The organism is Streptomyces sp. NPDC087906 (genome assembly GCF_055584925.1).
On record NZ_JBVJLC010000001.1, the window covers coordinates 514438 to 539388 of the forward strand.

Here is a 24951-nt window from a genome sequence, read left to right on the forward strand (position 1 = left end):
GCTGTGGGATCCCGAGGTCTCGTTCCGGACACCTTCCATTGTGCCCGGCCCGGCTGTGACGTGGCTTACGTTTCGTGTGTGTGACGCGTGCCGGGGCATGGATCCCCTCCGAGCGGCCGCATGCGGCGTCGGTGATCACGGAGTGAGCGGGACATCTCATCATGTGGTACACCAGGGGCGTCGTGCGGCCGCTCGTTAAACTGAGACGACCGCATCACATGGATCGAGCGAGGAGCGCACGTGGGCCTTGTCGTGCAGAAGTACGGAGGCTCCTCCGTAGCCGATGCCGAGGGCATCAAGCGGGTCGCCAAGCGGATCGTCGACGCCAAGAAGACCGGCCATCAGGTGGTCGTCGTGGTGTCGGCGATGGGTGACACGACGGACGAGTTGATCGATCTCGCCGAGCAGGTATCGCCGATCCCTGCCGGGCGTGAGTTCGACATGCTGCTGACCGCGGGAGAGCGTATCTCCATGGCGCTGCTGGCCATGGCGATCGCCAATCTGGGCCATGAGGCCCAGTCCTTCACCGGCAGCCAGGCGGGTGTCATCACCGACTCGGTCCACAACAAAGCGCGCATCATCGATGTCACGCCGGGCCGGATCCGTACGGCGCTCGACGAGGGCAACATCGCCATCGTCGCGGGCTTCCAGGGCGTGTCCCAGGACAAGAAGGACATCACCACGCTGGGCCGCGGCGGCTCGGACACCACGGCCGTCGCCCTCGCCGCGGCCCTGGACGCCGAGGTCTGCGAGATCTATACAGATGTGGACGGCGTCTTCACCGCCGACCCCCGGGTCGTCAAGAAGGCCCAGAAGATCGACTGGATCTCCTTCGAGGACATGCTGGAGCTCGCCAGCTCCGGCTCCAAGGTGCTGCTGCACCGGTGCGTGGAGTACGCACGCCGCTACAACATCCCGATCCATGTCCGCTCGTCCTTCTCGGGACTGCAGGGCACGTGGGTCAGCAACGAGCCACAAGGGGACCGCACGGTGGAGCAGGCCATCATCTCCGGTGTCGCCCATGACACCTCCGAGGCGAAGATCACGGTCGTCGGTGTCCCCGACAAGCCGGGCGAGGCCGCGAAGATCTTCCGCGCCATCGCCGACAACCAGATCAACATCGACATGGTCGTGCAGAACGTCTCGGCGGCGTCCACAGGGCTGACCGACATCTCGTTCACGCTCCCCAAGACCGAGGGCCGCAAGGCCGTCGACGCGCTGGAGCGCACGAAGTCGGCCGTCGGCTTCACGTCGCTGCGCTACGACGACCAGATCGCCAAGATCTCGCTCGTCGGGGCCGGTATGAAGACCAACCCGGGCGTCACGGCCGGCTTCTTCGAGGCGCTGTCCGACGCGGGCGTCAACATCGAGCTGATCTCGACGTCCGAGATCCGGATCTCCGTGGTCACGCGTGCCGACGAGGTGAGTGAGGCCGTACGCGCCGTGCACACCGCCTTCGGGCTCGACAGCGACTCCGACGAGGCCGTGGTCTACGGGGGCAGCGGACGATGACCGGCAGGCCGGCACTCGCGGTCGTCGGTGCGACCGGGGCTGTCGGCGCCGTCATGCTCCAGATCCTGTCCCAGCACGCCGACGTCTGGGGCGACATCCGGCTGATCGCCTCACCCCGTACGGACGGCCGAAAACTGTCCGTACGGGGCGAGCAGACCGAGGTGCTCGGGCTCACGGAAGAGGCGCTGGAGGGCGTCGACGTCGCCCTCTTCCTCGTACCGGACGCGGTGGCGGCCCACTGGGCACCGATCGCCGCCGCCAAGGGCGCCGTCGTCGTGGACAACTCGGCGGCCTTCCGGGCGCACCCCGAGGTCCCGCTGGTCGTGCCGGAGCTGAACCCGCACGCCGTCAGGTCCCGGCCGCGCGGCATCATCGCCAGCCCCGGGTGCACGACGCTCGCCATGATCGTGTCCGTGGGCGCGCTGCACGCCGAGTTCGGCCTGCGCGAGCTGGTCGTCTCCTCGTACCAGGCGGTCAGTGCGGCAGGACAGGACGGCGTGGACGCGCTGCGCGGCCAGCTCTCGGTCGTGGCCGGTACGAAGCTGGGCACGAACCCCGGCGACGTGCGGCGCGCCGTCGGCGACACCACGGGCCCCTTCTCCGGGCCGCTCGCGCTCAACGTCGTGCCGTGGTCCGGCACGCTCCAGGACGGCGGCTGGTCGTCCGAGGAGGCGGGCATCCGCCAGGAGACCCGCAAGGTGCTGGACCTGCCCGAGCTGGCGGTGACGGCCACCTGCGTCCAGGTGCCGGTGATCACGACGCACTCGGTCGCCGTGCACGCCCGTTTCGAGCACGAGGTGACGGTGGACAGGGCGCACGAGATCCTGGCGACCTCACCGGGCGTCGTGCTCTTCGACAACCCGGCGGCGGGCGACTTCCCGACCCCGGCCGACGTGGTGGGTACGGACCCGACGTGGGTGGGCCGGGTCCGCCGAAGTCTGGACGACCCGAGGGCACTTGAGCTGTTCGTCTGCGGCGACAACCTCCGCAAGGGCGCCGCGCTGAACATCGCGCAGATCGCCGAGGCGGTGGCGGCGGAACGGGCCACCAGGAGCGCGGGGTAGGGCTACCGGGGCTGCTGGGGCTACCGGGGCTGCTGGGGCTGCTGGGCAGGGCCGGCAGGGCTGCTGGGCAGGGGCATCGGGAGTGCGGCGCAGGGCCACCAGGGCTGCCGGGCAATAGCTTTCGGAACTCTTCGTGGGATCTGTGCACGCCCTGTGAGTAAATCGCCGGTCTGGACCACTTGAACTGGGACGTCGTCGTGTCCGACGATGCAGACCGGCCTTTCTGTGTAAACGCTGCAACCGCCGGGCGGCGGCAACGCGTCTATGCGGTCACCCCGTTCGGTGACGCAAATATGGGGCATTGGGGGAGATCGGGTGCACATGGGGCCAAAGGGTGCAGCGTCAAATGCCGCGACGTGCGCGTACAACCCTGACGGGGGGAAGTGTGTCAAACAGGCGTGGCAGCAGAGGTTCTCGACATCACGGCGATCAGCCCCGTACGCGGCGCGATCGGCCCGGTACGCGGCGCGATCGGCCCCGTGCTCAGCCCGGTGCTCAGTCCGGTGCTCAGTCCGGTGCTCAGCCCCGTACGCGGTGCTGCGGTGCGCCCGCTACGGCGGCCCCGCGCGGCCGGCGGTATGCCGGTGATCGCTCCTGTCCCCGCCGCCCGGCCCACGCACCTACCGTCCCAACGCGACGGTGCTGACGAGACGATGGCCGCCGGCACCACTGTTGATCACCTCACCGAGACCTACCGCGCCCACTACCGGTCGTTGCTGGGTCTCGCCGCGCTGCTGCTCGACGACACGGCCTCCTGCGAGGACGTGGTCCAAGAGGCCTTCATCCGGGTGCACTCCGCGCGCAACCGCGTGCGCGAGCCCGAGAAGACGCTCGCGTATCTGCGCCAGACGGTGGTGAACCTCTCCCGCTCGGCGCTGCGCCGCCGCATCCTCGGACTCAAGCTGCTGTCCAAGCCGATGCCGGACATGGCGAGCGCCGAGGAGGGCGCGTACGACCAGTTGGAGCGGGACGCGCTGATCAAGGCGATGCGCGGGCTGCAGCGCAGGCAGCGAGAGGTGCTGGTGCTGCGGTACTTCGCGGACATGACCGAGGCGCAGGTCGCCAAGACGCTGGGGATATCCCTGGGTTCCGTGAAGGCGTACGGCTCGCGGGGCATAGCGGCGCTCCGCGTCGCCATGGAGGCCACGACATGAGTGGCCACAGCAGGAACGGGCCCGAGGGTCCTGACAGGCCGCTGGATGACGCGAGTAGGAACGGAACAGTGGACAACGGGCCGGAGAAAGAGCCGAGCGGCCTTGACGGGCGTGTGGGCGCGGGAGCCGATGCGGCTGCCGCCGCCGAAGATGCTGCCGCCGAGGGTGACGGTGGCGACGCTGCTGACGCAGACCGCGCGGACGCGACCAACGTCCGGAGCGTGAGCGGCGCCAGCGCGAGTGGCGCCAGCGCGAGTGGCGCCAACGCGAGTGGCGTCAGTGCGATCGGGCTCGGGGGGCTCGGGGGGCTCGGCGGGCTCGGCGGGACGGAAGCCGACGAGTCGGCGCTGCGCCTGCTGTTCCACACCGCCGTACAGGACCTGGAGCCGTCCGAGGACGCGCTGCAACACCTGCGTACGGCCGTACCCAACCGGCGGGCCAGGAAGCGCCAGGCCGTCGTCGGCGCTGTCGCCGCCGTCCTCCTGTGCGGCACCGCGATCCCCGCGTTCATCCATGTCGCCCACTCGGGCGGCACGTCGAGCGGCCGTTCCGTCAACGCGGGACATGACGAGACGCAGAGCGGCGCGGGCCCCGGCACCGACTCCGCAGGAGCCGAGAAGCAGTCCGGGCAGCCGACGGACGACGACCCCACCGGTAGCGGCGGCCCCTCCAGCACCAGCTTCCCGGGCGACGAGGCCGCCTCGGGCGCGGCGAGCGACGGTACGGACGACAGCGCGGGCCCCGCGAACAGCTACACCGCCGACTCCCCGATCTGTGAGCCGAGCCAGCTCGCCGTCACGCTGGCCGAGGCGGGCCCGCCCGACGCGAACGGCACGGTCTACGGCACCTTCCGCGTCTCCAACGTCTCCAGCAGCGACTGCGCGGTCAGCGGCGCGGGTGCGATCGGCTTCAAGGCGGGCGGCGCGGCCGACGCCAGCAAGATCAATGTCGTGGAGCACGCGTCGGGCGACGCGGCGACCCAACTGCCCGCACCCTCCGAGCAGGCCACATCGCTCCTGCTGGCCCCCGCCACGGCGTACGAGGTGCAGTTCGCCTGGGTGCCGTCCGACACCTGTCCCACGCAGAACGAGTCCCCCGACCCCTCCCAGACGTCCGAGGGCCCCGCGGGCGGCGGCGGCGAGAACAGCGGCTCGGTCGGCGGCTCCGACGGCGGCACGGGCCCCGGTCCGATCACCGACCCGGGTGCCGGTACGGGCGGCGGCTCCGGCGGCGGTACGGCGAACACCGCCGCGCTGACGGCCCAGCTCGGCGGCAGGGACGACGGCGGTACGGAGCCGGGCACGGTGATGGTGGAGCACTCGGCGGCGCCGGGCGAGCCGATCGCCGAGGCGAAGATCCCTAACGCGTGTGCGGGGACGATCTACAAGACGGGTGTGCTGGACGCTTCGTGACGGTCGGGGCCGACTGCGTCCGCGTCCGTGTCCGTATCGGTGCCGGCGTCAGGACCAGTCCCCGTACCAGTACCCAGACCCGGACCCGGAGCTGGACCTGGACCCGGACCTGCATCCGGATCCGGCCCGGCGCCGAGGTCCAGACCCAGCGCGTGGTCCTTCGCCGCCTCCGCCTCACGGCGCAGCAGCCGGAACCACATGAAGAGCACGAAGCCCGCGAAGACGAACCACTCGCCGGTGTACCCGAGGTTCTGGAACGCCTTGAGGTCGAGCCCGGTGTTCTGCGGCGCGGTGGCGGGCACGGCACGCAGCCCGTCGGCCGACCGGGTCACGGTGATCCACGCGTCGTAGACGTCGTACGGCACGACGTTGACCAGTGAGGCCGCGCTGATCATGCCGAGCTGCCCGGCGGGCAGCCCGCCGCTCGACCGTACCCCGTCGCTGCCGGTGGTCTCGGACGCCTGGAGCGCGCCCGTCACGGTCACCTCGCCCTGCGGGGGCGCGGGCGGGCGCTTGCCGTCGGGCAGCCAGCCGCGTACGACGGGCAGGGCCTTGCCGCCGTCGGTGCGCAGCATCGTCAGGACGTACGAGCCGTCCTTGCCGTCCAGTTGCCGGCCGGGCACCAGGAACTGCTGCGCGTAGCGGCCCCTTGCCTCGGCGTGCCGCCCAGAGGTGTTCTGGTCGACGGGCAGCAGCGAGGCCAGCGGCGCGGCGGCGCGGCTCGCCGGGTCCGGGCGGTTCTCGGCGGCGTCGTGGCTGGCGACGCGGTCCTCGAACCGGCTGAGCTGCCAGGTCCCCATGAAGATACAGACGGGGATCGCCAGCAGCGTGAAGACATTGATCCCCCACCAACGGGGGGTCAGCAGGAACCGGTACACACCTCCACGGTACGCAGCGCCCGCCCGTGGTCCTGGCCCGGGTCCCTTTCCCGACGCCGCGTCGGCCGCTCGTGTCACATTCTCCGACCGGGATCCGTCATGTGTATGTGGAAGAGGACGAGGACGTGGGTGTGGACGTGGACGAGGATTTCCTGGCGGAGCGCTTCGAGGCGGACCGCGCGCATCTGCGGGCCGTGGCCTACCGGATGCTGGGCTCGCTGAGCGAGGCCGACGACGCCGTGCAGGAGGCGTGGCTACGGCTCAGCCGGAGCGACACCCGGGAGGTCGAGAACCTGACCGGCTGGCTGACGACGGTCGTCGGGCGGGTGTGCCTGGACATGCTCCGTACGCGCAGGTCCCGCCGGGAGGATCCGCTGGACGTGTACGTTCCGGATCCGATCGTCAGCGGTACGGAGGGCGCGGATCCCGAGCACGAGGCGCTGCTGGCGGACTCGGTCGGTCTCGCGCTGCTGGTGGTGCTCGAATCGCTGCCGCCCGCCGAGCGGCTCGCGTTCGTGCTGCACGACATGTTCGGCATGCCGTTCGACGAGATCGCGCCCATCGTGGACCGTACCCCTGCGGCGGCGCGCCAACTCGCGAGCCGGGGCCGCCGCCGGGTGCGGGGCGCGGGGAACGAACCGGCCCCCGCGACGGAGTCGGACCCGGCGCGCGGCCGCGCGGTGGTGGACGCGTTCCTGGCCGCCTCACGCGGCGGCGACTTCGAAGCGCTGCTCGCGCTCCTCGACCCGGAGGTGGTGCTGCGCGTCGACGTCGGCGAGTCGGTTGTGGGTGCCGCGGCGGCAGGCGCATGGGCGTCGAAGGTGGTGCGCGGGGCGCACGCGGTGGTGGACCAGGCACTCACCTTCCGCCCCCTCGCCCAGGTCACCCGACGGGTACTGGTCAACGGCGCCCCGGGCCTGATCGCGCTCGACGCGGACCAGCGCCCACTGTCGTTGGCGGCGTTCGTCATCAGAGACGAAAAGATCACCGAAATCGACATCCTGGCGGACCCGGCACGCCTGGGACGGCTGGACCTGAGGGGGCTGCCGACTGACACGTAACCCGGTAGCCGGTAACGAACAGCGGGCAGTCGGCGGCGGGCGCCGGGTAGCCGATACCGGGCGGCGGGCGGCGGGCGCCCGGTAGCCGGGTAGCCAGCACCAGGCACTCGACACCAGGCCCGAGGTAGCCGATGCCTGGCACCCGATAGCCGGTCCGCCGGTCGCCGATAGCCGGCTCGCGGAGCCGAAGGGGCGGACGGTCGGGGGGCCGCCCGCCCCTTCTCTGTACGTGTCAGGTCTGGCACCCGACACCAGGTAGCCGGCACTCGGCGCCTGGCACCCGGTAGCGAGCAGTCGGCCCGACAGCCGGTAGCCGACCCCGCTGGCCGGCGGTAGCGAGCAGTCGGCAGCCGGTAGTCGGCAGTCAGGGGCCGATCCCCGTCACTCGTTACCGACGCTGGGCAGGGGGCAGCGGCCGGTAGCCGATGCCCGGCACCCGGTCTCGATAGCCGATAGCCGAAAGCCGGTAGTCGGCACCTGGTAACGAGCAGCCGGTAGTCGGCAGTCAGGGGCCGCCCCCCCGGCACTCGGTAGCCGAGACCGGGCGCGGTCAGCGGGCGGCCGGTAGCCGCGACCAGGTCCCCGACGCCAGGTAGCCAGCAGCCGGTACTCGGCACCCGGCACCTGGCACCTAGCAGCCGGCAGCCAGCACCCGGTAGCTGGCAATTGGCAGACGCAGCCGGACACTTGGCACCTGGCCCCAGGTAGCCCCAGGTAGCGCCAGGCGCCAGGCACCCGTTAGCCGGACAGTCAGCGCCCAGCGCCCAGCAGCCGGTACTCGGCGCCTGGCACCCCGGTAGCCAGCAGCCGGTGGTCGGCTCGCGGAGCCGAAGGGGCGGACGGTCGGGGGGCCGCCCGCCCCTTCTTTGCACGCGTCAGGTCTCCGCTGCACCCGGGCAGGCCGGTAGCCGAGACCAGGCACCAGGCACTCGACGGCCGGTAGCCGGCGCCTGGCCTCCAGCAGCCGGGCATTCGGCAGGCGGCTCGCCAAGCCGAAGGGGCGGACGGTCGAGGGCCCGCCCGCGCGCCCCCGACCGTCCGCCCCTCCTCCGCAACCCCCAGGCTGCTTACCGCAGGTGCCGCCCGGCGAAGTCCAGTTCCAGCCGGACCTGCTTGATCCGCTCCTCCACCACCAGCGAGCCGTGCCCCGCGTCGTACCGGTACACCTCGTGCACCGCGCCGCGCGCGGCCAGGCGGTCCACGTAGTTCTCCACCTGCTGGATCGGGCAGCGCGGGTCGTTGAGGCCGGCCGAGATGTAGACCGGGGCGCGTACCGCGTCCACGTACGTCAGCGGCGACGACGCCGCGAACCGCTCCGGGACCTCCTCGGGCGTACCGCCGAGCAGCGTGCGGTCCATCGCCTTCAGGGCCTCCATCTCGTCGTGGTACGCCGTCACGTAGTCGGCGACCGGTACGGCGGCCAGGCCCACCGCCCAGGCGTCCGGCTGGGTGCCGACGCCCAGCAGCGTCAGATAGCCGCCCCACGAGCCGCCGGCCAGGACCAGCTTCGCCGGGTCGGCGAGGCCCGAGGAGACCGCCCATTCCCGTACCGCCGCGATGTCTTCCAGCTCGATCAGGCCGACCCGGTGCTTGAGCGCGTCGGTCCACTCGCGCCCGTAGCCGGTCGAGCCGCGGTAGTTGACCCGGACGACCGCGTATCCGTGGTCGACCCAGGCGGCGGGACCGGCGGCGAACGCGTCGCTGTCGTGCCAGGTGGGACCGCCGTGGATCTCGAAGACCGTCGGGAAGGGCCCCTCGCCGGACGGGCGCTGCACCAGCGCGTGCACCCGGCCGCCGGGCCCCTCGACCCAGGCGTCCTCGACCGGCACGGACGGCGGCGCAGCGAAGCCGGGGGCGTCCAGCACGACACCACCTGCCGTCGAGCGGACCTCGGAGGGGCGGGCTGCCGACGACCACAGGTACTCGACGGTCCCGTCCGGCCTGGCCGTCGCGCCGGACACGGACCCCGCGGGGGTCTCGATCTGTACGAGGGCGCTCTTCGCGAAGTCGTACCGCCACAGCTCGCCCCGCGCCTCGAAGCTGTGCACGATCAGCAGCCCGGAGCCGTCCGGATACCACTCGGCGCTGACATCCCCCGGCAGGTCGATGGCGAGTTCCGTCTCCTCCCCGGTCAGCGGGTTCCAGACGACCGGCTCCCAGCGGCCGCGCCGCTGATGGCCGACGAGCAGCCGGCTGTCGCCCTCGACCGGCGCGAACCCGAGCACCTCAAGACCCAGCTCGCGGGTGCCGCCCGCCGTGTCGTCGAGTTCGGCGACGACGGAGCCGTCCAGCCGCAGCACGCGCAGCGCCGAGTGCATGGCGTCGCCGTGCTCGGTGTGCTCGATCGCGAGCAGCGAGCCGTCGTACGACAGGTCCCCGACACCGGCGGACTCCCGGTGCCGGTAGATCTCCTGGGGCGCCGCGCCGGGCCGTACGACGTGCAGCGTCGACCCGTCCTCGTCGGTGGACCGGCCGACGACCGCCGTACCGTCCCGGCCGAGGGCAAGTCCGGCGGGGTACGACGGGTCGAGGCCGGGGGCGGCCGGTTCGTCGGCGGACTGCTGGCCGCCGAACGGCTGCCGCATCCAGACCCCGAACTCGTCCCCGTCGGTGTCGGAGAACCACCAGATCCACTCACCGTCGAGCGACAGCACCCCGTCCGTCGTCCCGGTCGGCCGGTCGGTCGCCTGTCGCTGCTCCCCGGTGGCACGGTCCCAGGCGTACAGCTCGTACGTCCCGGTCGCGTTCGACACGAACAGCGCCCGGTCGGGTGCGTCCTCGGCCCAGTCGGGCAGCGATACGCGAGGCGCCCTGAAGCGCTTCTCCCAATCCGGCATCGAACCGTTGGTCTCAGTCATGCCCTCCATTCTGCGCCTGCGGGCAGTGGTGGGTGCGGGGGTCCGCACTCTCGGTCCGGGGTGGATACGGAGGGACACACTGCCGCAGACGCCCTAAAGTGTCCGATATCCGGATATGGTGCGCTGGATTGCGGAACCGGTGCGGGATCGTACGGACAGCCGGATCCACTGGACAGCGGGATCCGACGGACAGCCGGGATCCGACAGGCAGCCGGATCCGACAGGCAGCCGGATCCGACCGACAGCGGATCTGACCGACAGCGGATCTGACGGACAGCCGGATCCGACGGACAGCCGGGTCGACGGTCAGCCGGGATCCGGCAGGCAGCCGGGTCGACGGACGGCCGGGATCCGGCGGACAAGGGACAGACGATGGCGGCCACAACAGCGCCCGAGCCCCAGGGCTCACGTATGTACGACGAGCTGATCGCGGTGCACGCGATCATGCGCCGGGGCACCGCCCTGGTGACCGGGGCTCTCGACCGGCTCGCCCGCGAGAAGTCGGTGGACGTCAAGGCCCTGGTGGGGACGGCGCGTTGGCTGATCCGGTTCGTCCGCCATCACCACACGAGCGAGGACGACCTGTTCTGGCCGGTGCTGCGCGAACTGTGCCCGACGGCGGCCGGCGAACTGGCGCCGCTGAGCCGGGAGCATCTGGCGCTCGACATCGAACTACGCAGGCTGAGCAAGGAAGTTGACGCACTCGCCGCGCTGGACGGCAGCAGGGACCGCGCTGACCGCGCCGACCGGGCCGCGGCGGCGCAGGCGGCACTGCCGCCGGCCCGCAGGGTCGACGAACTGCTCATCGGCCACCTGGCGGACGAGGAGCCGGTCCTGCGGAAGCTGCTGCCGTACGTGCCGGACGCGGACGTCGCGCGGCTGCGCAAGGCCGTCGTGCACGGCGGGCCACGCACCGGCCCGCATCTGGTCATCGGCCTGCTGGAAGACCCGGACCCGGTCCAGGGCTGCCCGGACATGCTGGCCCACTTCCCACCGCCGATCCGCTGGGCGCGCCCGCTGCTGCTGAACCGGTACCACGCCACGACGAAGGCGCTGGGCGCGGCGCGTTAGCGAACGGGGTGGGGACGACGGCGCGGACGGCGGTGCGGACGGCGGTGCGGACGCGGCGTAACGCTTGAGCGCTCAGCCCATCCCCGGCTGCATGACCAGCAGGGCGAGGAGGATGGCGCCGACGCCGGCGCAGGTGGAGTTCTTGGCCTTGAGTCCGACGCTGAGCAGGATGAGTGCGACTGCTCCGACGGTTCCGTACTTCCAGCTTATGAACTGCTCTAGTGCGAAGGCGATCACTGGCATGGTGGCCACTCCTTCGTGGGTGACGGTGCTGACTCCGTACAACCCATACAAATCTAACTAGTTGTTAGGGTAGCGGCATGACAACTCCTTGGCAACGGAGTTGACTTGACAGAAGTCAACCTGCCGGCCTGGCTACTGTGGGTGGAAGTTGACTGGTTGTAGGGCGCCGATGGTTGGCTGTCCCTGCATGTCTGCGAGTTGTATGTTTGCTCGGTGACAAGTGACGAGCCGGGCCGGGAAGACGTAAGGCACGCCCATTACCGCCGTGTGGCCGACGAGCTGAGGGCGAAGATCAACAGCGGTGCCTACAGGCCGGGCGACAAGCTGCCTACGCAGATCGAACTGGCCGAAGAGTCGCGGGTGTCCCGGCCCACGGTGGTGGAGGCCATCAACTTGCTCCGCAGGGATGGCCTCATCGTCACGCGACGCGGCCAGGGGATGTTCGTCGCGTCCGACCCTTCGGCTTCCTCGGGTTCTTCGGCTTCCTCGGGTTCTTCGGTTAGGTCTGCCCCTTCAGAGGCGGAAGGCGAGAACTTCGTCTCCGAGCTGGTTCCTAGCGTGCGCCTGCAGCCTTATATCCAGGAGGCGTTCGAGGCATCGGAAGTGACACTGGACGTTTTCTCGATGACGACGGAATCCCTGGCGAAACGCGTCTCGGATCAGAAGGATCTGATCCTTGACAACACCAACAAGCCCCCGCAGAGCATCAAAGCGCGGCTCATGCTTCCTGATACGGATTCGCCGTTCCTCTCCATACCTCGTCCGACCGATGAAGCCGCGGGCGAGGAGGAACGCGTCAAGATCCGTCACCGGCTGGGAGGGATTCTGCGAAGTCATGCCTCCATGTTGCGAGAATCCCTGTTCGAGTTGCAGCGGAGCGGCGCGGTGGCCGAGGTGGAAGTCAAGATCCGACTGGTGCCTTTCTCGCCGCAGATGAAGTTGTACATCATCAACAAGCATCTTGTGCTGCAAGCTCCTTACGTGGTCCAGGAGAACGCGGTCTTCCTCTCGCGCGACGCGGCGAACGTGCCCATTTTCGACTCCTACGGCACCACCGGATCGCCGCTGTATCCGTACCGCTCGTCTGTCGACTCCGCCGAGGCGGGGGCGCCGGAAGCCGACGGCATTGTGCAGCAGTACCAGGCGTTCTTCGACTCGAACTGGAAGAACCTAGCCAAGAAAGCGAATTTCTGATCTTGTTCCAAGTCAACGACAGTGGTCTGCGGCACGCGCCTGCGCCTGCGCCTGCACCTGCGCCCGAGCCCGAGCCCGAGCCCGCGCACCCGCACCCGCACCCGCACGCGGACCCGATCAGCTCCGCGCTCGACGCGGCCGAATGTATCGTGCTCGACTTCGACGGCCCGATCGCCAGTCTCTTCGCCGACGGAACTCCCGAGGGGAGCACGGCGCCTCTTATCGCCGAAAGCCTGCTCGCCATTGCGGGATCCTACGGCCTTGAACTGGACGACATGAAGTCCTGCCAGGACCCGCACCGTATCTACCGGCGATTCGGTGAGGAGGCGAAGGGAAGAGTTGCGGAGACGAGGTGGCAGGACCTCCACCTGGCGATGCGGGACGAACTCGCGATGCGGGAAGCGAAGTCGGTGCACAGTGCCACTTTGACGCCGGGAGTTGCGGAATTCATCAAGGGCTGGCGAGCGACCGGGCGTCATCTGTCCGTAGCTTCGAATAACGACGCCGAATGTGTGAAGCTCTTTCTGGAGCGGGTCGCTCTGCTGGATTACTTCGACGGTCCGATCGTCGGCAGGGACGACGACGTGGCGCTCATGAAGCCGCACCCGCACGCCCTGCGTAAGGCGATGCTGGAGGAAGTGCGCGATGCGGACCGTTATCTTCTGATCGGCGACGCGCCGTCCGATTTTGTCGCGGCGCGCGCGGCGGGAATGGGATTCATCGGATATCACCGCGCCGCCGAAGAACGAAAGCTGCTGGTCGACGCGGGTGCGGATATGGAGCTGGTGGTGGCCACGATGGGGGAGTTGGCCGAACGTTGAGGTCGCCCAACGACGCCGGGGAGGGACATCATGGCGGACCTAGTGGCCCTTCTTGAGTCGGCGACCTGCGTGATGTTCGACTTCGACGGCCCGGTCTGCCGTCTCTTCGCGGGCCACCCGGCAGCGGCGGTGACGAACGACCTCGTCGAACGGGTCCGCCTGCGCGACCGGTCCCACCTGCTGTCCCCGGCCGACGCGGCCAGTCAGGACCCCCACGCGGTGCTGCGAGCGCTCGACCGGCAGGCCGCTCGGGAGGCACAACTCGTCGCCGAACTCGAAGCGCTGCTCACGGACCACGAACTACGGGCAGCGAGAAGCGCGACCCCGACCGAAGGCGCCGAGGAGCTGATCCACGCCCTCTACGCGACCGGCCGCACGCTGGCGATCACGACCAACAACTCGGCTTCTTCGGTGTCCAGTTACCTGAATATCCATGGCCTGCTCGCCTGCTTCGAGCCGCACATCCACGGCCGCGGACAGGACCTGCGGCTCATGAAGCCACATCCCGACTCTCTGGTCCGGGCCCTGAAATCAACAGGAGCGAGCGCCGCCGAGTCGCTGATGATCGGAGACGCCCCGGCGGATCACGCGGCGGCCCGCCAGGCAGGAGTCGCCTTCATCGGCTACGCACGCAACGAGGCGAAGGAACGCAAGCTGCTGGACGCGGGGGCGACCATGATCGTCACGTCCATGAAGCAACTCCTCGTTACGGATTACTAGAATGGATGTCGATCACGGACGGACGTACAGGCGGACCTACGGATGTACGGCACAGGGAACGGAGGTGAGCTGGTGACGTACGAGAACGGCACCCCCGCCCCCGCCCCTGCCTCTGCCTCTGCCTCCGCCCCCGGTCTGCGCGAGCGCAAGAAGCAGCAGCGCTACGAGGCGATCTCGGAGGTGGCTGTCGCGCTCTTCCTGGAGCGCGGCTTCGACGACGTTTCGGTCGCCGAGATCGCCGCCGCCGCCGACATCTCCAAGCCGACCCTCTTCCGGTACTTCCCCGCGAAGGAAGACCTCGTACTGCATCGCGTCGCCGACCATGAGGACGAGGCCGCCAGGGTCGTCGCCGGCCGGCCCGAGGACGTACCGCCGCTCGAAGCGCTGCGGCGCCACTTCCGCGCTGGGCTCGACCGGCGCGATCCGGTGACCGGGCTCAACGACCACGAGCAGGTGCTCGCGTACCACCGGCTGCTGTACGGCACGCCGAGCCTGGTCGCGCGGGCGTACGCGTACCAGCAGCGCTCCGAGGACGCGCTGGCCGCCGCGCTCGGCGGCGGGATCGAGGGGCGGCTCGACGCGGGCCAGATCGTCGCGGTCCAGCGGGTGCTCGCGATGGAGAACTGGCGGCGGATCGCGGCGGGGGAGGCGGCGGGGCAGGTGTATCCGGACGCGGTGGCGGCGACGGAGGTGGCGTTCGAGCGGCTGCGTACGGGACTGGGCACGCGGCTGGGCGAATAGCGTAACCGAGTTAAATCTTTAACTCGGTTACGCGTTATTCTCGGCGGAATGACCGCACCTGACCTTGGCGCTGCCCATACCCATGCCCATACCCATGCCCATGCCCATGCCCCGGACCCGGACCCGGACCCGGACCGAGACCGAGACCCGGACCGAGACCGAGACCCGGACCGAGACCGAGACCCGGACCGAGACCGAGACCGGGACCGGGACCGAGACCCGGACCGGGACCATGCCTCGCCCCCGGATCTCGCCCGCGCTCTCGACCGTGAGCGGACCTACCACGAGACCTGTCGCGCCGCCTATCTCGGCATGGTGAGTGACGCCGACGAGCAGGTCGTCACCGGCGAGAACGCCTTCGCCTCCGGGGCCGACGCCGAAGTCCTGGGCCGCCATCTGCGCAGCTACGCAAAGGAGTTGAACCTCGAACCCGACAGCCCGCTGTTCTTCGGCCGACTCGACTTCGCGCAGACCGCCACGGGGAGCGCTGCGCACACCGCCAACGGGGACAGCGCCCAGGCCATCGCGGAAACCACCACCGGCAACCACCGCGGTCAGAGCTACCACATCGGCCGTCGCCGCATCACCGAACACCCCTCGGCCCCACCGCTGGTGGTGGACTGGCGCGCCCCCGTAGCCCGCGCCTTCTACCGGGCGAGCCCCACCGACCCGCAAGGCGTGGCCGTCCGGCGCAGATTCGGCTGGGCGCCGTGGAGCAAGGGGGAGCCGGAGGATCTGACCAGCCTGGAAGACGAACGGCTGCTCCCGGGCGGCGGGTTGGACATCACGTCGGACGACGGCGGATCCGCAGCCGCCGGCGCCATCCTCACCGGCGAGATCGAGCGGCCCCGCGTCGGCCCGATGCGCGACATCGCGGCCACCATCCAGCCCGAGCAGGACGAACTCGTACGGTCCGAACTGACCGAATCCGTCTGCGTCCAGGGCGCTCCTGGCACCGGTAAGACCGCCGTCGGTCTGCACCGCGCCGCGTACCTCCTCTACACCTACCCGCAGCGGATCCGCCGCAGCGGCCTGCTGATCCTCGGTCCGAACCGCACGTTCCTGTCGTACATCGCCGAGGTGCTGCCCGCCCTCGGCGAGATCGGGATCCGGCAGTCCACCGTCGCCGACGAGATCGCCCGCCACCCCGTCGACACGACGGACACACCGGCCGCCGCCGTCGTCAAACACGACGCCCGCATGGCCGAGGTGCTGCAACGGGCCCTGTACGGGTGGGTGTCCGCGCCCACCGAACCCGTGACCGTCCCCGACGGCTCGTACCGCTGGCGCATCGGCCTGGACGAACTGGCCAGGATCGTGGCCGAGGTGCGTGCGGAGGCACCGCCGTACGCCGTCGGCCGTGACCGCGTGCGCAGCCGCGTCGTACGGGTGATCCAGCTCCAGGCGGAACGGCGGTCGGGGCCGAGACCGGCGAAGTGGACCCAGCGGGTGGGCAGTTCGCGCGCCGTCACCGCGTACCTGGACACCGCGTGGCCGAAGACGACGCCGGAGGAGGTACTGGCCGAGGTGCTCGCCGACCCGGCGCGCTGGTCCGACGGGCTCCTCACGCCCGACGAGCAGCGCGCGATCCACCGGCCGGGGTCGGGGCGCGGCGGCGCCGCGCGTGCCACGCGCACCACCCGCGCCGCCAGGTCGCGCGGTTGGTCCGCAGCCGACCTCGTCCTCTTGGACGAACTCGCCGGTCTCGCCGAACACCCCGAGGGCTACGGCCACATCGTCATCGACGAGGCGCAGGACCTCTCGCCGATGGAGTGCCGCGCCATCGCCCGCCGCGCGCGGTTCGGCTCACTGACCGTGCTGGGCGACCTCGCGCAGGGCACCACCCCGTGGGCCGCCACCTCCTGGCCGCAGCTCCTCGCGCATCTCGGCAAACCGGACGCCGCCGTGGTCCCCCTGACCGTCGGCTTCCGGGTGCCCGCAGCGGTACTCGAACTCGCGAACCGCCTGCTCGGCACGCTGGACGTCGACGTACCGCCGGCACGGTCGTTGCGCCGAGACGGTGAGTTGACGATCCGTCATGTCGCTTCATTGACGGCCGGGGTGACCGACGCCATACGGGACGCCCTCACCCACGAGGGCTCGATCGGCGTCATCGCGGACGCCCCCGAGGCGGACCGACTGCGCGCGGCCCTCGCCGCCGCCGGCATCCGTACAGCCACAGCGGCCGAACTCGGCGCCGACGCCGCGAGGGTGACGGTGCTGCCCGCCGCCGCGGCGAAGGGGCTGGAGTACGACCACGTCGTACTCGCCGAACCGGCGGCCATCGCGGAGGCGGAGACCCGCGGCGCGCACCGGCTCTACGTGGCACTCACCCGCGCGGTGTCCCGCCTGGACGTGGTCCACCGTCGCCCGCTGCCGGCGGCCCTGCGGCCGACGCCAAACGGCTGATCTGGCGGGCCACTTGGGCGGGCGCAACGCCGGTCGTGTCGAGGACGGTGGCCGCCGCCCGCAGCCAGGGCAGGGCCTCCTCGTACGGGGTGAGGTGGTTGCGCCGCCACGGCCCGGCGTTCCGGCTCTCCTCCGCAGTGTCGGTGTCGATCCGGTGGACGAGGGTGTCGCGGTCGGTGTGCAGCACGAAGTGACGCACGGGAATCGACCGCTCCTCCAGGCCGGTTCGGATCTCCGTCCAGTACCGCTCGACGAGCACCGTCTGCGGGACGACGAGGGTGCCGCCGACGTAGTCGAGCAACTGCGCTGCCGTCTCGACGACCAGGCCGCGCCAGGGCGTCCAGTCCTGGAAGTCGTCGTGGGGAACGGTGTCCAGCACGTGCTGGAGCATGTATCCGACGTACTCGGAGTCGAAGATCCGCGACTCGGGGATGAGCGGGACGAGTTCACGGGCGGTGGTGGTCTTTCCGGCGCCGAAGGTGCCGTTCAGCCAGATGATCACGCGCTCTGTACTCCGTCCGCCGTATCCAGCGCCCCGTGCTCCAAGGGCCCGTGCTCCAGCGGGCCATAGACGGCGTGGTCGGCGCCGGTGGCGAGGGCCCAGTAACGGTCGCCGTAGGACCAGTGCCACCACTCGGTGGGGTAGTTGACGAGCCCGGCCGAGTTCAGCGCGGCGCAAAGGATCTCGCGGTTGGCCCGCGCCTCGGGCGTGATGCCGTCCGCCGCGGTGTAACAGGCGCCCGCACTGACCTCGGGGTTGGCGTTCACGGCGGTCCCCATGTCCACCTCCCGCCCGTCGGCGGTGGCGAGGGTGAGATCAACGGCGGCGCCGGCGCTGTGGGGTGCGATCTCCGGCGGCGATACGAACCGACTGGCGGCGTCGCGCACTTGCTGCGCGGACAACTCCGGCCCAGCGGCCCGCAACTGCGCGGCGTATCCGTCGAAATACCGCCGCTGCAACGCGGGAGGCCGGTACCCCTCGATGAACAACAGCCGAAACCCGGCGGGCAGCAGCCCCTGAGCCCGGACAAGCCGGTCGTGAACGCCTTCGCGCAGATACAGAGCATCCACCCCGCCCCCCTCGGTCGCCCGCAAATCGACAAGCAACGCGCCACGCGCCCGCACGTCAACGAGCGGTTCGCGGCACTCGGCGATGGAGATGGCGGCGATCTGTGGATCGGACATGAGGACGATCTGGTTCATGCCCAGATGACGCGGGGGAAGGGGACGCTGGTTGCGAGCGGGGGGGGCGGTAACGGGCGCCGCGCGGCGGTCGCGTGGGGGCACGCGGGGCGGGTGCGGGCGGGTGCGGGTCAGGTCGGCATGGGCCAGGAACTGAACGCACTGGCTGGAGAAGCTCCGGCTTCTTGTCGTAAGAGGCCCGGGAGGGCTGGCCGCTCAACGCGGCGAATGCGCAGAGGAGGAAGGCCCGTTTGAACTGCTGGTTTCTCCGCCGGGACGGATGTTCACCACAAATCGAGGAGCCGGGCTCCGGTCTGACGCAAAGAGGGTGGGCCACCAGCAGTTCCGCGATCCGCCCGGTCAGCGGTAGGTGCTTGGCCTGGAATTTCGCGAACAGTTCGCGGAGCTTGGGTTCGGTGTTGGCCGGTGTGACGGCGGTGGCGTGGTGTTCGCCCTTGCTTGGACATCGAGTTGCCACATCCACATGCCGGAGAGGGAGACTCGGGCCGTCTCGGCGTCCGTCCCCGCCGGGTATGGGCTGAGATTCATGCCCCGCAGGTCCGGGTGAGTGCGCATGGGCCGGGGGTTGGGTGGGCCGGAGGGATTAGCCGCCCGTGGGGCCGCCCCCTGGGGGTTGAGTGTCGCGGTTCCGGTCCGGGCGTCAAGGGCGCTCCTGCGTCGCGTCGGCTACGCCGATTCCGCTGCGCTCCACCCTTGACCCCCGGTCCTCCACCGCAAGTACCTCTTTTTGGGGGGGCGGCCGGGGGGACCACGGGCAGGCTGGGATCGCGGTGACGGGTGCTTGCCCGGGTGCGGGTGCCGCGCACCAGTTGCATGGGGCGACTCGGCCCGTCTCGGCGTCCGCCCCCACCGGGTAGTAGCTGAGTCTCATGCCCCGCTGGTCACTCGGGGTGGGTGGTGGGACGGGTGGGACGAGGGATTGCTTGTGGGGCAGCCGTCGGGCGCCTTTTGCGTGGGCGGTTGCGTTAGACGCGCCACGGGACGCATCAGGGCGGTGCAAGCACCGGGCGGTGAGTCGGATGTGACGGGTGTGATGGAAGATGCCCCGTGGGGCGGCCATGTGGAGCCTTATGCGTGGGTGGTTGCGTTAAGCGCGCGTCGGGGCGCATCAGGCCGGTGGAGTGTCCGAGCGGTGGGGCGGGTGTGACCTGTGTGCCCAGGGAGGCACCCGGCAGGGGCTGCGGGTACCCGCCCGCGCAACAGGCCCCGGCGGCCGCCCACTTCCACCCCGCCATCAGGCCCATCTGGGGGCTGGGTGACCTCGACAGCGCCCCTAACGCAACGCCCGACGCATAAGGCGCCCGACGGTCGCCCCACGGGCCATCCCGCGTCCCTTCCGTCACACCCGCCCCACCGTCGGGGTCGCTCCAACGGCCGGGGGCGCCCGATGGCGCCCCTAACGCAACCACCCACGCAAAAGGCTCCGGGCCACCGCCCCAGGAGCTATCCCTCGTCACCCCAGTCACACCCGTCCCACCCGCCGGTCCGTTGCCCCGGCCCCGCTTCCTCCGCCAGGGCACCCTCCCGTCCCCCACCCACCCCGAGTGACCAGCGGGGCATGAGTCGCAACCGCTACCCGGTGGGGGTGGACGCCGAGACGGCCCGAGTCGCCCCATGCAACGGGTGCGTGGCACCCGCACCCGGGCAAGCAGCCGTCACCGCGAGCACAGCTTGCCCGTGGTCCCCCCGGCCGCCCCCCCAAAAAAAGAGGTACTTGCGGTGGAGGTTCGGGGGGCAAGGGTGGAGCGCAGCGCAATCGGCGAAGCCGACGCGACGCAGGAGCGCCCTTGACGCCCGGGCCGGAGCCGCGACACTGAAACCTCAGGGGCGGCCCTACGGGCGGCTAATCCCTCCGGCCCACACAATCCCCGGCCCATGCGCCGTGACCCGCACCCGCAGTCGGCCAAGCACCCCCCGCCCCCGACCTACAGGCGGCCCTCCGCCAAGCTCAGCCACGATGGCACCTGCTCAGGCGGGAAGTGTCTGATCGCCCAGTCCGTCATCCGGAGGCTCATGTGCGCCCACGACGGGCGTAGGACCTCCGGTGGGAAGGCGTCCAGGAGCGCGTCCAGGCGGGGTGTTACCCCCGTGGCCGGGCGGGTGCCGTGGAGGCCGAAGCGTAGGGTTACCAGGTCGAAGCGGCGGTCGCCGCGGGCCGCGCCGTCCCAGTCGATGATGCCCGTGATCTCGCCGTTCTCGGCCAGGAAGTTGCCCGGGTGGAAGTCGTTGTGCACCGCGTCGGACCCCGTCAGGTGGTCGGGGTACTCGTCTCCCACCTCCACGATGCGGCGCTCCAGCGCCGCGCCGCGCGCGCTGTGCCGGCGTAGTGGTTCGTGCAGGCAGTAACCCGGGCCGTCGGACCGTAGGTACAGGGGCAGTTGGGGGATCTCGGGGTGGTCGGCGAGGCGGTCGGTCAGTGCCGCGTTGAGTGACAGGGCCTGGTCCAGGCCGTCGTGGTCGAGGCGGTCCATCGTCGTACCGGGCAGCAATTCCTGCACCGTCACCACCGCGTGGCCGACCTGCGCGACCAACTCCGTCCCCGGGCAGGGGAATCCGTCCGCCCGCAGGATCTCGCTGACCGCGAGCGGGCCGGACCGTACCTCCGCGACCGTCGTGTGCGGCCGCCACTTCAGTACGGACCGGTGGCCGTCCGGCCGGCGTACGTACGCGGCGCCGACCTGCCCTCCCGGGCAGGGGCCCTCCACGGTGAGGCGTACACCCGTCTCGTCGTACAGGGCCGCGACCAAGGTGTCGGCGTCGAGGCGCTCCGCGCGCCCCCAGCTCGGAGGGGAAGTCATCCGGCCGATTATTCGGCATCGGCGGCCACCTCGTCGGCCACCACGGGGGCCACATGGGCGGCTACGTCCAGCGCTGTTCCGTACAGGCGCGACACGCGGATCCGTATCACCGTCCGACGGTCCGTCACCATCTGCTCAAGGAAGCGCCGATCGTCCGCCGGATCGGCGAAGCCCGCCGTCAGGGACAGCAGTTCCCTGCCGACCTCGTCGCCCGCCACGGCCGACGCCTCCGCCTCGCCCTCCGCCACCGCGAACGACATGACGTCCGGGCCTCGCACATGCAGTGCGGTGTGCGGATCATGCCGCAGTTGGCGGACCTTGAGCCGGTCGGCCGTCGTGGAGATACGGACGACGCGTTCCACCGCGTCCCAGTGGTAGGCGACGGTGGACAGGTGCGGATGACCCGTGCGTCTGACGCTCGCGAGTACGCCGAACTGCTGCCCGCCCAGGAGTGCGCACAACTCGTCGTCCGTGAGAGCACGCGGCCCCGGCCCGGTGCCCGGCCTGCGTCTCCGCGCCAGATCTTCCGTCATCACGCGACGTCCTTGCGTTCCGACGTCCGCAACTCCGATGTCCGCAGCACCGCCGCCGCCACCCCGAACGCCGTCACCAGCAGCCCCGTCCCCACCCCGAACGCCAGATGATAACCGCTGGTCAACGCCTCGCGGCGGCTGTCGCCCGCCGCCAGTAGGCCCTCCGTGCGCGATGCCGCCAGCGTGGAGAGGACGGCGATGCCCACCGCCATACCGACCTGCTGGGTGGTGTTGAACACCCCCGAGACGAGCCCCGCGTCGCTTTCCTTCGCCCCGGACATGCCGAGCGTCGTCAGGGCCGGCAGCGCCAGCCCGAAGCCCGCTGCCAGCAGCATGAGCGGGAGGACGTCGGTGACGTAGTTCGCGTGCACCGGTACGCGGGTGAGCAGTGCGAGGAGCGCGATCAGCAGCAGCAAACCCGTGAGCAGGACGTTCCGTTCGCCGAACCGCGCGTTGAGTCGGGCCGAAACACCCAGCGAGACCGCCCCGATGACAACGGCCGCCGGGAGCATCGCGAGGCCGGTCTCCGCCGCGTCGTAGCCGAGCACGTTCTGGAGATACAGCGCGACCATGATCTGGAACGAGAACAGCGCTGCGAGCATGAGTAGTTGGACGACATTGGCGCCCGTGACATTGCGCGAGCGGAAGATCCGCAGAGGCATGAGCGGGGTGCGTGCCTTGGCCTGGCGTACGACGAACGCGCCCAACAAGCCGATACCCAACGCGCCCAGGCCCACCGTATGGGCGGAGAGCCACCCGTGGTCCTCGACCTTGATGACCGTGTAGATGGTCAACACCAGCCCGGCCGTGGCGAGTAGCGCGCCGGTGACGTCCGCCCCGGCCGCCAGGCCGAGGCCGCGGTCGGTGGGCAGGACGGGGATGGCGATCAGCACTGCGGCGATCCCGATCGGCAGGTTGATCATGAAGATCCAGTGCCAGCTCAGCGTGTCGGTGAGGACGCCGCCGAGCACCTGCCCGATCGAGGCCCCGGCCGAGCCGGTGAAGCTGAAGACCGCTATGGCCTTTGCCCGTTCGCGCGGATCGGTGAACATCGTGATGAGGATGCCGAGCGCCACGGCGGACGCCATCGCGCTGCCCACGCCCTGGAGGAAGCGCGCCGCGATCAGGGCCGCCGGGCTGGTGGCCACGCCCGCCAGCAGTGAGGCGGCGGTGAATACGGCGGTGCCGGCGACGAACATGCGCTTGCGGCCGACGAGATCGCCGAGGCGTCCCGCGAGCAGCAGCAGTGCGCCGAACGAGATCAGGTAGGCGTTGACGACCCAACTCAGGCCGGCCGGGGTGAAGCCCAGGTCGTCCTGGATGGCGGGCATGGCCACGGTGACGATGCTGCCGTCCAAGATGATCATCAGCATCGAGGAAGCGATCACCGCGAGGGCGAGCAGGCGCGAGCGGGTTGGTGGTGGGGCTGGTGACGGGGGTGGCGGTGGTGACAGGGGTGGCGCGGCGGGTGCGCGAGGGGTGGAGGGAGTGGCGGAAGGGTTGCCGGGCGCAGACATGCGAAATCTCCTGTCCGAAATGGCGACAGGAGTGACCGTAGCAGATAGTTCCGTAATGGACGATCCTTATTGGATCGACCTAGGCGCGCTGCCGCGCCCGCCTCACCTGCTGCGGGTTCTCGGCGGGAGTCGCCAGATATCCGCTGGTCAGCCGTTCCAGGACACTCAGGAAGACGGCACGCTCCCGCTCGGGGATCGCGTCGAGCGCCGCCGCGTGCACACCGTCGACGATCGCCTGGCTCCGCTGCGCGACCCGCGCGCCTTCCTCCGTGACGGCGATGATCCGGGCCCGCCGGTCGGTGGTCGACGGGCGGCGCTCGGCGAGACCGGCCTTCTCCAGCGCGTCGACCGTGACGACCATCGTGGTCTTGTCCATGTCACCGATCTCGGCGAGCTGGATCTGGGTGCGTTCGCCCTCCAGGGCGTGCACCAGTACGCAGTGCATGCGTGCGGTGAGCCCGATCTCGGCGAGCGCGGCGGACATCTGGGTGCGCAGGACATGACTCGTGTGGTCCAGCAGGAACGAGAGGTCGGGTTCGGTGCGGGCGGGCGTCATGGCGGTCATGTTCACCAGCGTAACAATTCGATCCGTCGCGGATTATCCCGCAGAGGATGGATGGTTTTGACGTGTGCGGGCTGCTGTCCGCCTGGGCCGAGCTGAGCCGAGCTGGGCCGAGCTGAGCCGAGCCGCCTCGGTGTACGTCGGCTGACGCGCCTCGCCGGGGGTGTACCCAGCCACACCCCCGATTCGGGTTGTACGCCCAATGTGCGCGCCGCTCACTGTCCGTAGCTTCGTGAGTGAGGCGCAGGGAGTGCCCGAAGGGAAGCGATGACAATGTTTCGTCGAACCAGCAGGACCCGGCCCACCAGGAGCTCCGAGGCCCTGCGGCTGGTGGATGTCAGCAAGGTCTACGGGTCCGTCGACAACGCGGTGACCGCGCTGGACCGGGTGTCCCTGAGCCTGCCGGCCGGGACGTTCACCGCGGTCATGGGGCCCTCAGGATCCGGCAAGTCCACGCTCTTGCAGTGTGCCGCCGGACTCGACCGTCCCGACAGCGGGACCGTCGTGGTCGACGGCGAGGAGATGACGGGCGGCAGCGAGGCCGAGTTGACGAAGTTCCGCAGGCGGCGGATCGGATTCGTCTTCCAGCAGTACAACTTGCTGCCTTCGCTGACCGTCATCCAGAACACCACCCTCCCGCTCAAGCTCGCGGGGCGCAGCATCGACACCGGGCGTGCGGCGGAGATCCTGTCCCAAGTCGGCCTCGGGGACCGGCTGTCGCACCGGCCCGACGCGCTCTCCGGCGGTCAGCGGCAGCGCGTCGCCATCGCCCGCGCGCTGGTCACCCAGCCGGCCGTGATCTTCGCCGACGAGCCGACCGGTGCGCTGGACATGCGCAGCGCGCGTGACGTGCTGGGACTGTTGCAGGAGACCGTACGGATTCACGGCGGGACCGTGGTGATGGTGACGCACGACCCGGTCGCCGCGTCCTACGCGGACTCCGTGGTGTTCCTGGCGGACGGCAGGCTGGCCGGGCAGTTGGCGTCGCCCACCGTGGACGCGGTCGCCGAGCGCCTCGCGCATCTGGGCGATGCCGTGGCCGCCCGGCAGGGCTCCCGGCGGCACGACGGGTCTCCGTACGAGGGAGCCAACTCCCCGTACGACGGAGCCAACGCCCCGTACGACGGAGCCAACTCCCCGTACGACGCGGGCGACTCCCCGTACAACACAGGCGGCTCGCGCCATGACCGGTCCCACCAC

The 24951-nt window shown here is 70.4% G+C and carries 20 protein-coding genes and 1 pseudogene; 12 read left to right on the plus strand and 9 right to left on the minus strand.

The genetic code is table 11. The features are described from left to right. Positions 1-240: 240 nt before the first annotated feature. From ACZ63I_RS02235 to ACZ63I_RS02250, 4 genes are all read left to right on the plus strand, one after another. Positions 241-1512 (plus strand): aspartate kinase, encoded by a 1272-nt coding sequence (locus tag ACZ63I_RS02235; RefSeq protein WP_469334519.1) that lies wholly within the window; start codon positions 241-243, stop codon positions 1510-1512. Continuing rightward, positions 1509-2576 carry an aspartate-semialdehyde dehydrogenase gene (locus ACZ63I_RS02240; RefSeq protein WP_469334521.1) on the plus strand — a complete coding sequence of 356 codons (1068 nt, stop codon included), beginning with the start codon at positions 1509-1511 and terminating at the stop codon, positions 2574-2576. The genes ACZ63I_RS02235 and ACZ63I_RS02240 overlap by 4 nt, the downstream gene beginning before the upstream one ends. Before the next feature lie 578 nt (positions 2577-3154). Further along, positions 3155-3730 carry a SigE family RNA polymerase sigma factor gene (locus ACZ63I_RS02245; RefSeq protein ID WP_469335519.1) on the plus strand — a complete coding sequence of 192 codons (576 nt, stop codon included), beginning with the start codon at positions 3155-3157 and terminating at the stop codon, positions 3728-3730. A gap of 221 nt (positions 3731-3951) precedes the next feature. Next, positions 3952-5142, plus strand: coding sequence for a hypothetical protein (locus tag ACZ63I_RS02250; RefSeq protein ID WP_469334523.1), 1191 nt, complete (start codon positions 3952-3954; stop codon positions 5140-5142). Here the strand turns inward: ACZ63I_RS02250 and ACZ63I_RS02255 are convergent. After that, positions 5112-6020, minus strand: coding sequence for an SURF1 family protein (locus tag ACZ63I_RS02255; RefSeq protein ID WP_469334525.1), 909 nt, complete (start codon positions 6018-6020; stop codon positions 5112-5114). The two genes, ACZ63I_RS02250 and ACZ63I_RS02255, sit on opposite strands and share 31 nt — an antisense overlap. A gap of 107 nt (positions 6021-6127) precedes the next feature. Here ACZ63I_RS02255 and ACZ63I_RS02260 point away from each other — a divergent pair, with 107 nt between their 5' ends. Then, positions 6128-7081, plus strand: a complete 954-nt coding sequence (locus tag ACZ63I_RS02260; protein WP_469334527.1) for a sigma-70 family RNA polymerase sigma factor — start codon at positions 6128-6130, stop codon at positions 7079-7081. A 1067-nt stretch (positions 7082-8148) separates the two neighbouring features. Here ACZ63I_RS02260 and ACZ63I_RS02265 read toward each other — a convergent pair. Then, entirely contained in the window at positions 8149-9948 is a 1800-nt protein-coding gene (locus ACZ63I_RS02265; RefSeq protein ID WP_469334529.1) for a S9 family peptidase, read from the minus strand. Positions 9949-10311: 363 nt separating this feature from the next. On the opposite strand from ACZ63I_RS02265, the gene ACZ63I_RS02270 reads away from it, so the two are divergent. After that, complete coding sequence (locus tag ACZ63I_RS02270) at positions 10312-11010, plus strand: hemerythrin domain-containing protein (RefSeq protein WP_469334531.1); 699 nt, start codon at positions 10312-10314, stop codon at positions 11008-11010. Between the two features lie 72 nt (positions 11011-11082). Here the strand turns inward: ACZ63I_RS02270 and ACZ63I_RS02275 are convergent, their stop codons facing one another. Then, positions 11083-11253, minus strand: a complete 171-nt coding sequence (locus ACZ63I_RS02275) for a hypothetical protein (RefSeq protein ID WP_469334533.1) — start codon at positions 11251-11253, stop codon at positions 11083-11085. Positions 11254-11520: 267 nt separating this feature from the next. Between ACZ63I_RS02275 and ACZ63I_RS02280 the strand changes: the two genes are divergently transcribed. From ACZ63I_RS02280 to ACZ63I_RS02300, 5 genes are all read left to right on the plus strand, one after another. Beyond that, on the plus strand, positions 11521-12447 hold the full coding sequence (locus ACZ63I_RS02280; protein ID WP_469334534.1) for a winged helix-turn-helix domain-containing protein: 927 nt from the start codon (positions 11521-11523) through the stop codon (positions 12445-12447). A 2-nt stretch (positions 12448-12449) separates the two neighbouring features. Further along, the gene (locus ACZ63I_RS02285; protein ID WP_469334536.1) at positions 12450-13268 is read left to right on the plus strand and encodes an HAD family hydrolase; all 819 of its coding nucleotides are present in this window, start codon (positions 12450-12452) and stop codon (positions 13266-13268) included. Between the two features lie 30 nt (positions 13269-13298). Continuing rightward, the gene (locus ACZ63I_RS02290) at positions 13299-13988 is read left to right on the plus strand and encodes an HAD family hydrolase (protein WP_469334538.1); all 690 of its coding nucleotides are present in this window, start codon (positions 13299-13301) and stop codon (positions 13986-13988) included. A 42-nt stretch (positions 13989-14030) separates the two neighbouring features. Then, positions 14031-14729, plus strand: a complete 699-nt coding sequence (locus ACZ63I_RS02295) for a TetR/AcrR family transcriptional regulator (RefSeq protein WP_469334540.1) — start codon at positions 14031-14033, stop codon at positions 14727-14729. Between the two features lie 312 nt (positions 14730-15041). Next, on the plus strand, positions 15042-17138 hold the full coding sequence (locus ACZ63I_RS02300; protein WP_469334542.1) for a HelD family protein: 2097 nt from the start codon (positions 15042-15044) through the stop codon (positions 17136-17138). Here the strand turns inward: ACZ63I_RS02300 and ACZ63I_RS02305 are convergent. From ACZ63I_RS02305 to ACZ63I_RS02330, 6 genes are all read right to left on the minus strand, one after another. Beyond that, the gene (locus tag ACZ63I_RS02305; protein WP_469334544.1) at positions 17059-17640 is read right to left on the minus strand and encodes an AAA family ATPase; all 582 of its coding nucleotides are present in this window, start codon (positions 17638-17640) and stop codon (positions 17059-17061) included. The genes ACZ63I_RS02300 and ACZ63I_RS02305 overlap by 80 nt on opposite strands. Next, positions 17637-18341: a M15 family metallopeptidase gene (locus ACZ63I_RS02310; protein WP_469334546.1), complete on the minus strand. Its 705-nt coding sequence runs from the start codon at positions 18339-18341 to the stop codon at positions 17637-17639. Before ACZ63I_RS02310 ends, ACZ63I_RS02305 begins: the two co-directional genes overlap by 4 nt. Positions 18342-20266: 1925 nt before the next feature. Then, positions 20267-21139: a phosphotransferase gene (locus ACZ63I_RS02315; protein ID WP_469334548.1), complete on the minus strand. Its 873-nt coding sequence runs from the start codon at positions 21137-21139 to the stop codon at positions 20267-20269. 8 nt (positions 21140-21147) lie between these two features. Continuing rightward, the gene (locus tag ACZ63I_RS02320; protein ID WP_469334550.1) at positions 21148-21672 is read right to left on the minus strand and encodes a TIGR03618 family F420-dependent PPOX class oxidoreductase; all 525 of its coding nucleotides are present in this window, start codon (positions 21670-21672) and stop codon (positions 21148-21150) included. Beyond that, entirely contained in the window at positions 21672-23189 is a 1518-nt protein-coding gene (locus ACZ63I_RS02325) for an MFS transporter (RefSeq protein ID WP_469334552.1), read from the minus strand. Before ACZ63I_RS02325 ends, ACZ63I_RS02320 begins: the two co-directional genes overlap by 1 nt. Positions 23190-23268: 79 nt before the next feature. Further along, complete coding sequence (locus tag ACZ63I_RS02330) at positions 23269-23754, minus strand: MarR family winged helix-turn-helix transcriptional regulator (protein WP_469334554.1); 486 nt, start codon at positions 23752-23754, stop codon at positions 23269-23271. A 270-nt stretch (positions 23755-24024) separates the two neighbouring features. Between ACZ63I_RS02330 and ACZ63I_RS02335 the strand changes: the two are divergent. Then, a pseudogene (locus tag ACZ63I_RS02335) lies at positions 24025-24795 on the plus strand (ABC transporter ATP-binding protein); the annotation flags it as partial. Positions 24796-24951 lie beyond the last annotated feature (156 nt).

Excerpts from the sequence above, each read along its gene's own strand:
- ACZ63I_RS02240 (WP_469334521.1), top strand. The coding sequence starts at position 1,509 with ATGACCGGCAGGCCGGCACTCGCGGTCGTCGGTGCGACCGGGGCTGTC.
- ACZ63I_RS02245 (WP_469335519.1), top strand. The coding sequence starts at position 3,155 with ATGCCGGTGATCGCTCCTGTCCCCGCCGCCCGGCCCACGCACCTACCG.
- ACZ63I_RS02265 (WP_469334529.1), bottom strand. The coding sequence starts at position 9,948 with ATGGAGGGCATGACTGAGACCAACGGTTCGATGCCGGATTGGGAGAAG.
- ACZ63I_RS02270 (WP_469334531.1), top strand. The coding sequence starts at position 10,312 with ATGGCGGCCACAACAGCGCCCGAGCCCCAGGGCTCACGTATGTACGAC.
- ACZ63I_RS02275 (WP_469334533.1), bottom strand. The coding sequence starts at position 11,253 with ATGCCAGTGATCGCCTTCGCACTAGAGCAGTTCATAAGCTGGAAGTAC.
- ACZ63I_RS02290 (WP_469334538.1), top strand. The coding sequence starts at position 13,299 with ATGGCGGACCTAGTGGCCCTTCTTGAGTCGGCGACCTGCGTGATGTTC.
- ACZ63I_RS02295 (WP_469334540.1), top strand. The coding sequence starts at position 14,031 with ATGTACGGCACAGGGAACGGAGGTGAGCTGGTGACGTACGAGAACGGC.
- ACZ63I_RS02300 (WP_469334542.1), top strand. The coding sequence starts at position 15,042 with ATGGTGAGTGACGCCGACGAGCAGGTCGTCACCGGCGAGAACGCCTTC.
- ACZ63I_RS02310 (WP_469334546.1), bottom strand. The coding sequence starts at position 18,341 with ATGAACCAGATCGTCCTCATGTCCGATCCACAGATCGCCGCCATCTCC.
- ACZ63I_RS02315 (WP_469334548.1), bottom strand. The coding sequence starts at position 21,139 with ATGACTTCCCCTCCGAGCTGGGGGCGCGCGGAGCGCCTCGACGCCGAC.
- ACZ63I_RS02320 (WP_469334550.1), bottom strand. The coding sequence starts at position 21,672 with ATGACGGAAGATCTGGCGCGGAGACGCAGGCCGGGCACCGGGCCGGGG.
- ACZ63I_RS02325 (WP_469334552.1), bottom strand. The coding sequence starts at position 23,189 with ATGTCTGCGCCCGGCAACCCTTCCGCCACTCCCTCCACCCCTCGCGCA.
- ACZ63I_RS02330 (WP_469334554.1), bottom strand. The coding sequence starts at position 23,754 with ATGACCGCCATGACGCCCGCCCGCACCGAACCCGACCTCTCGTTCCTG.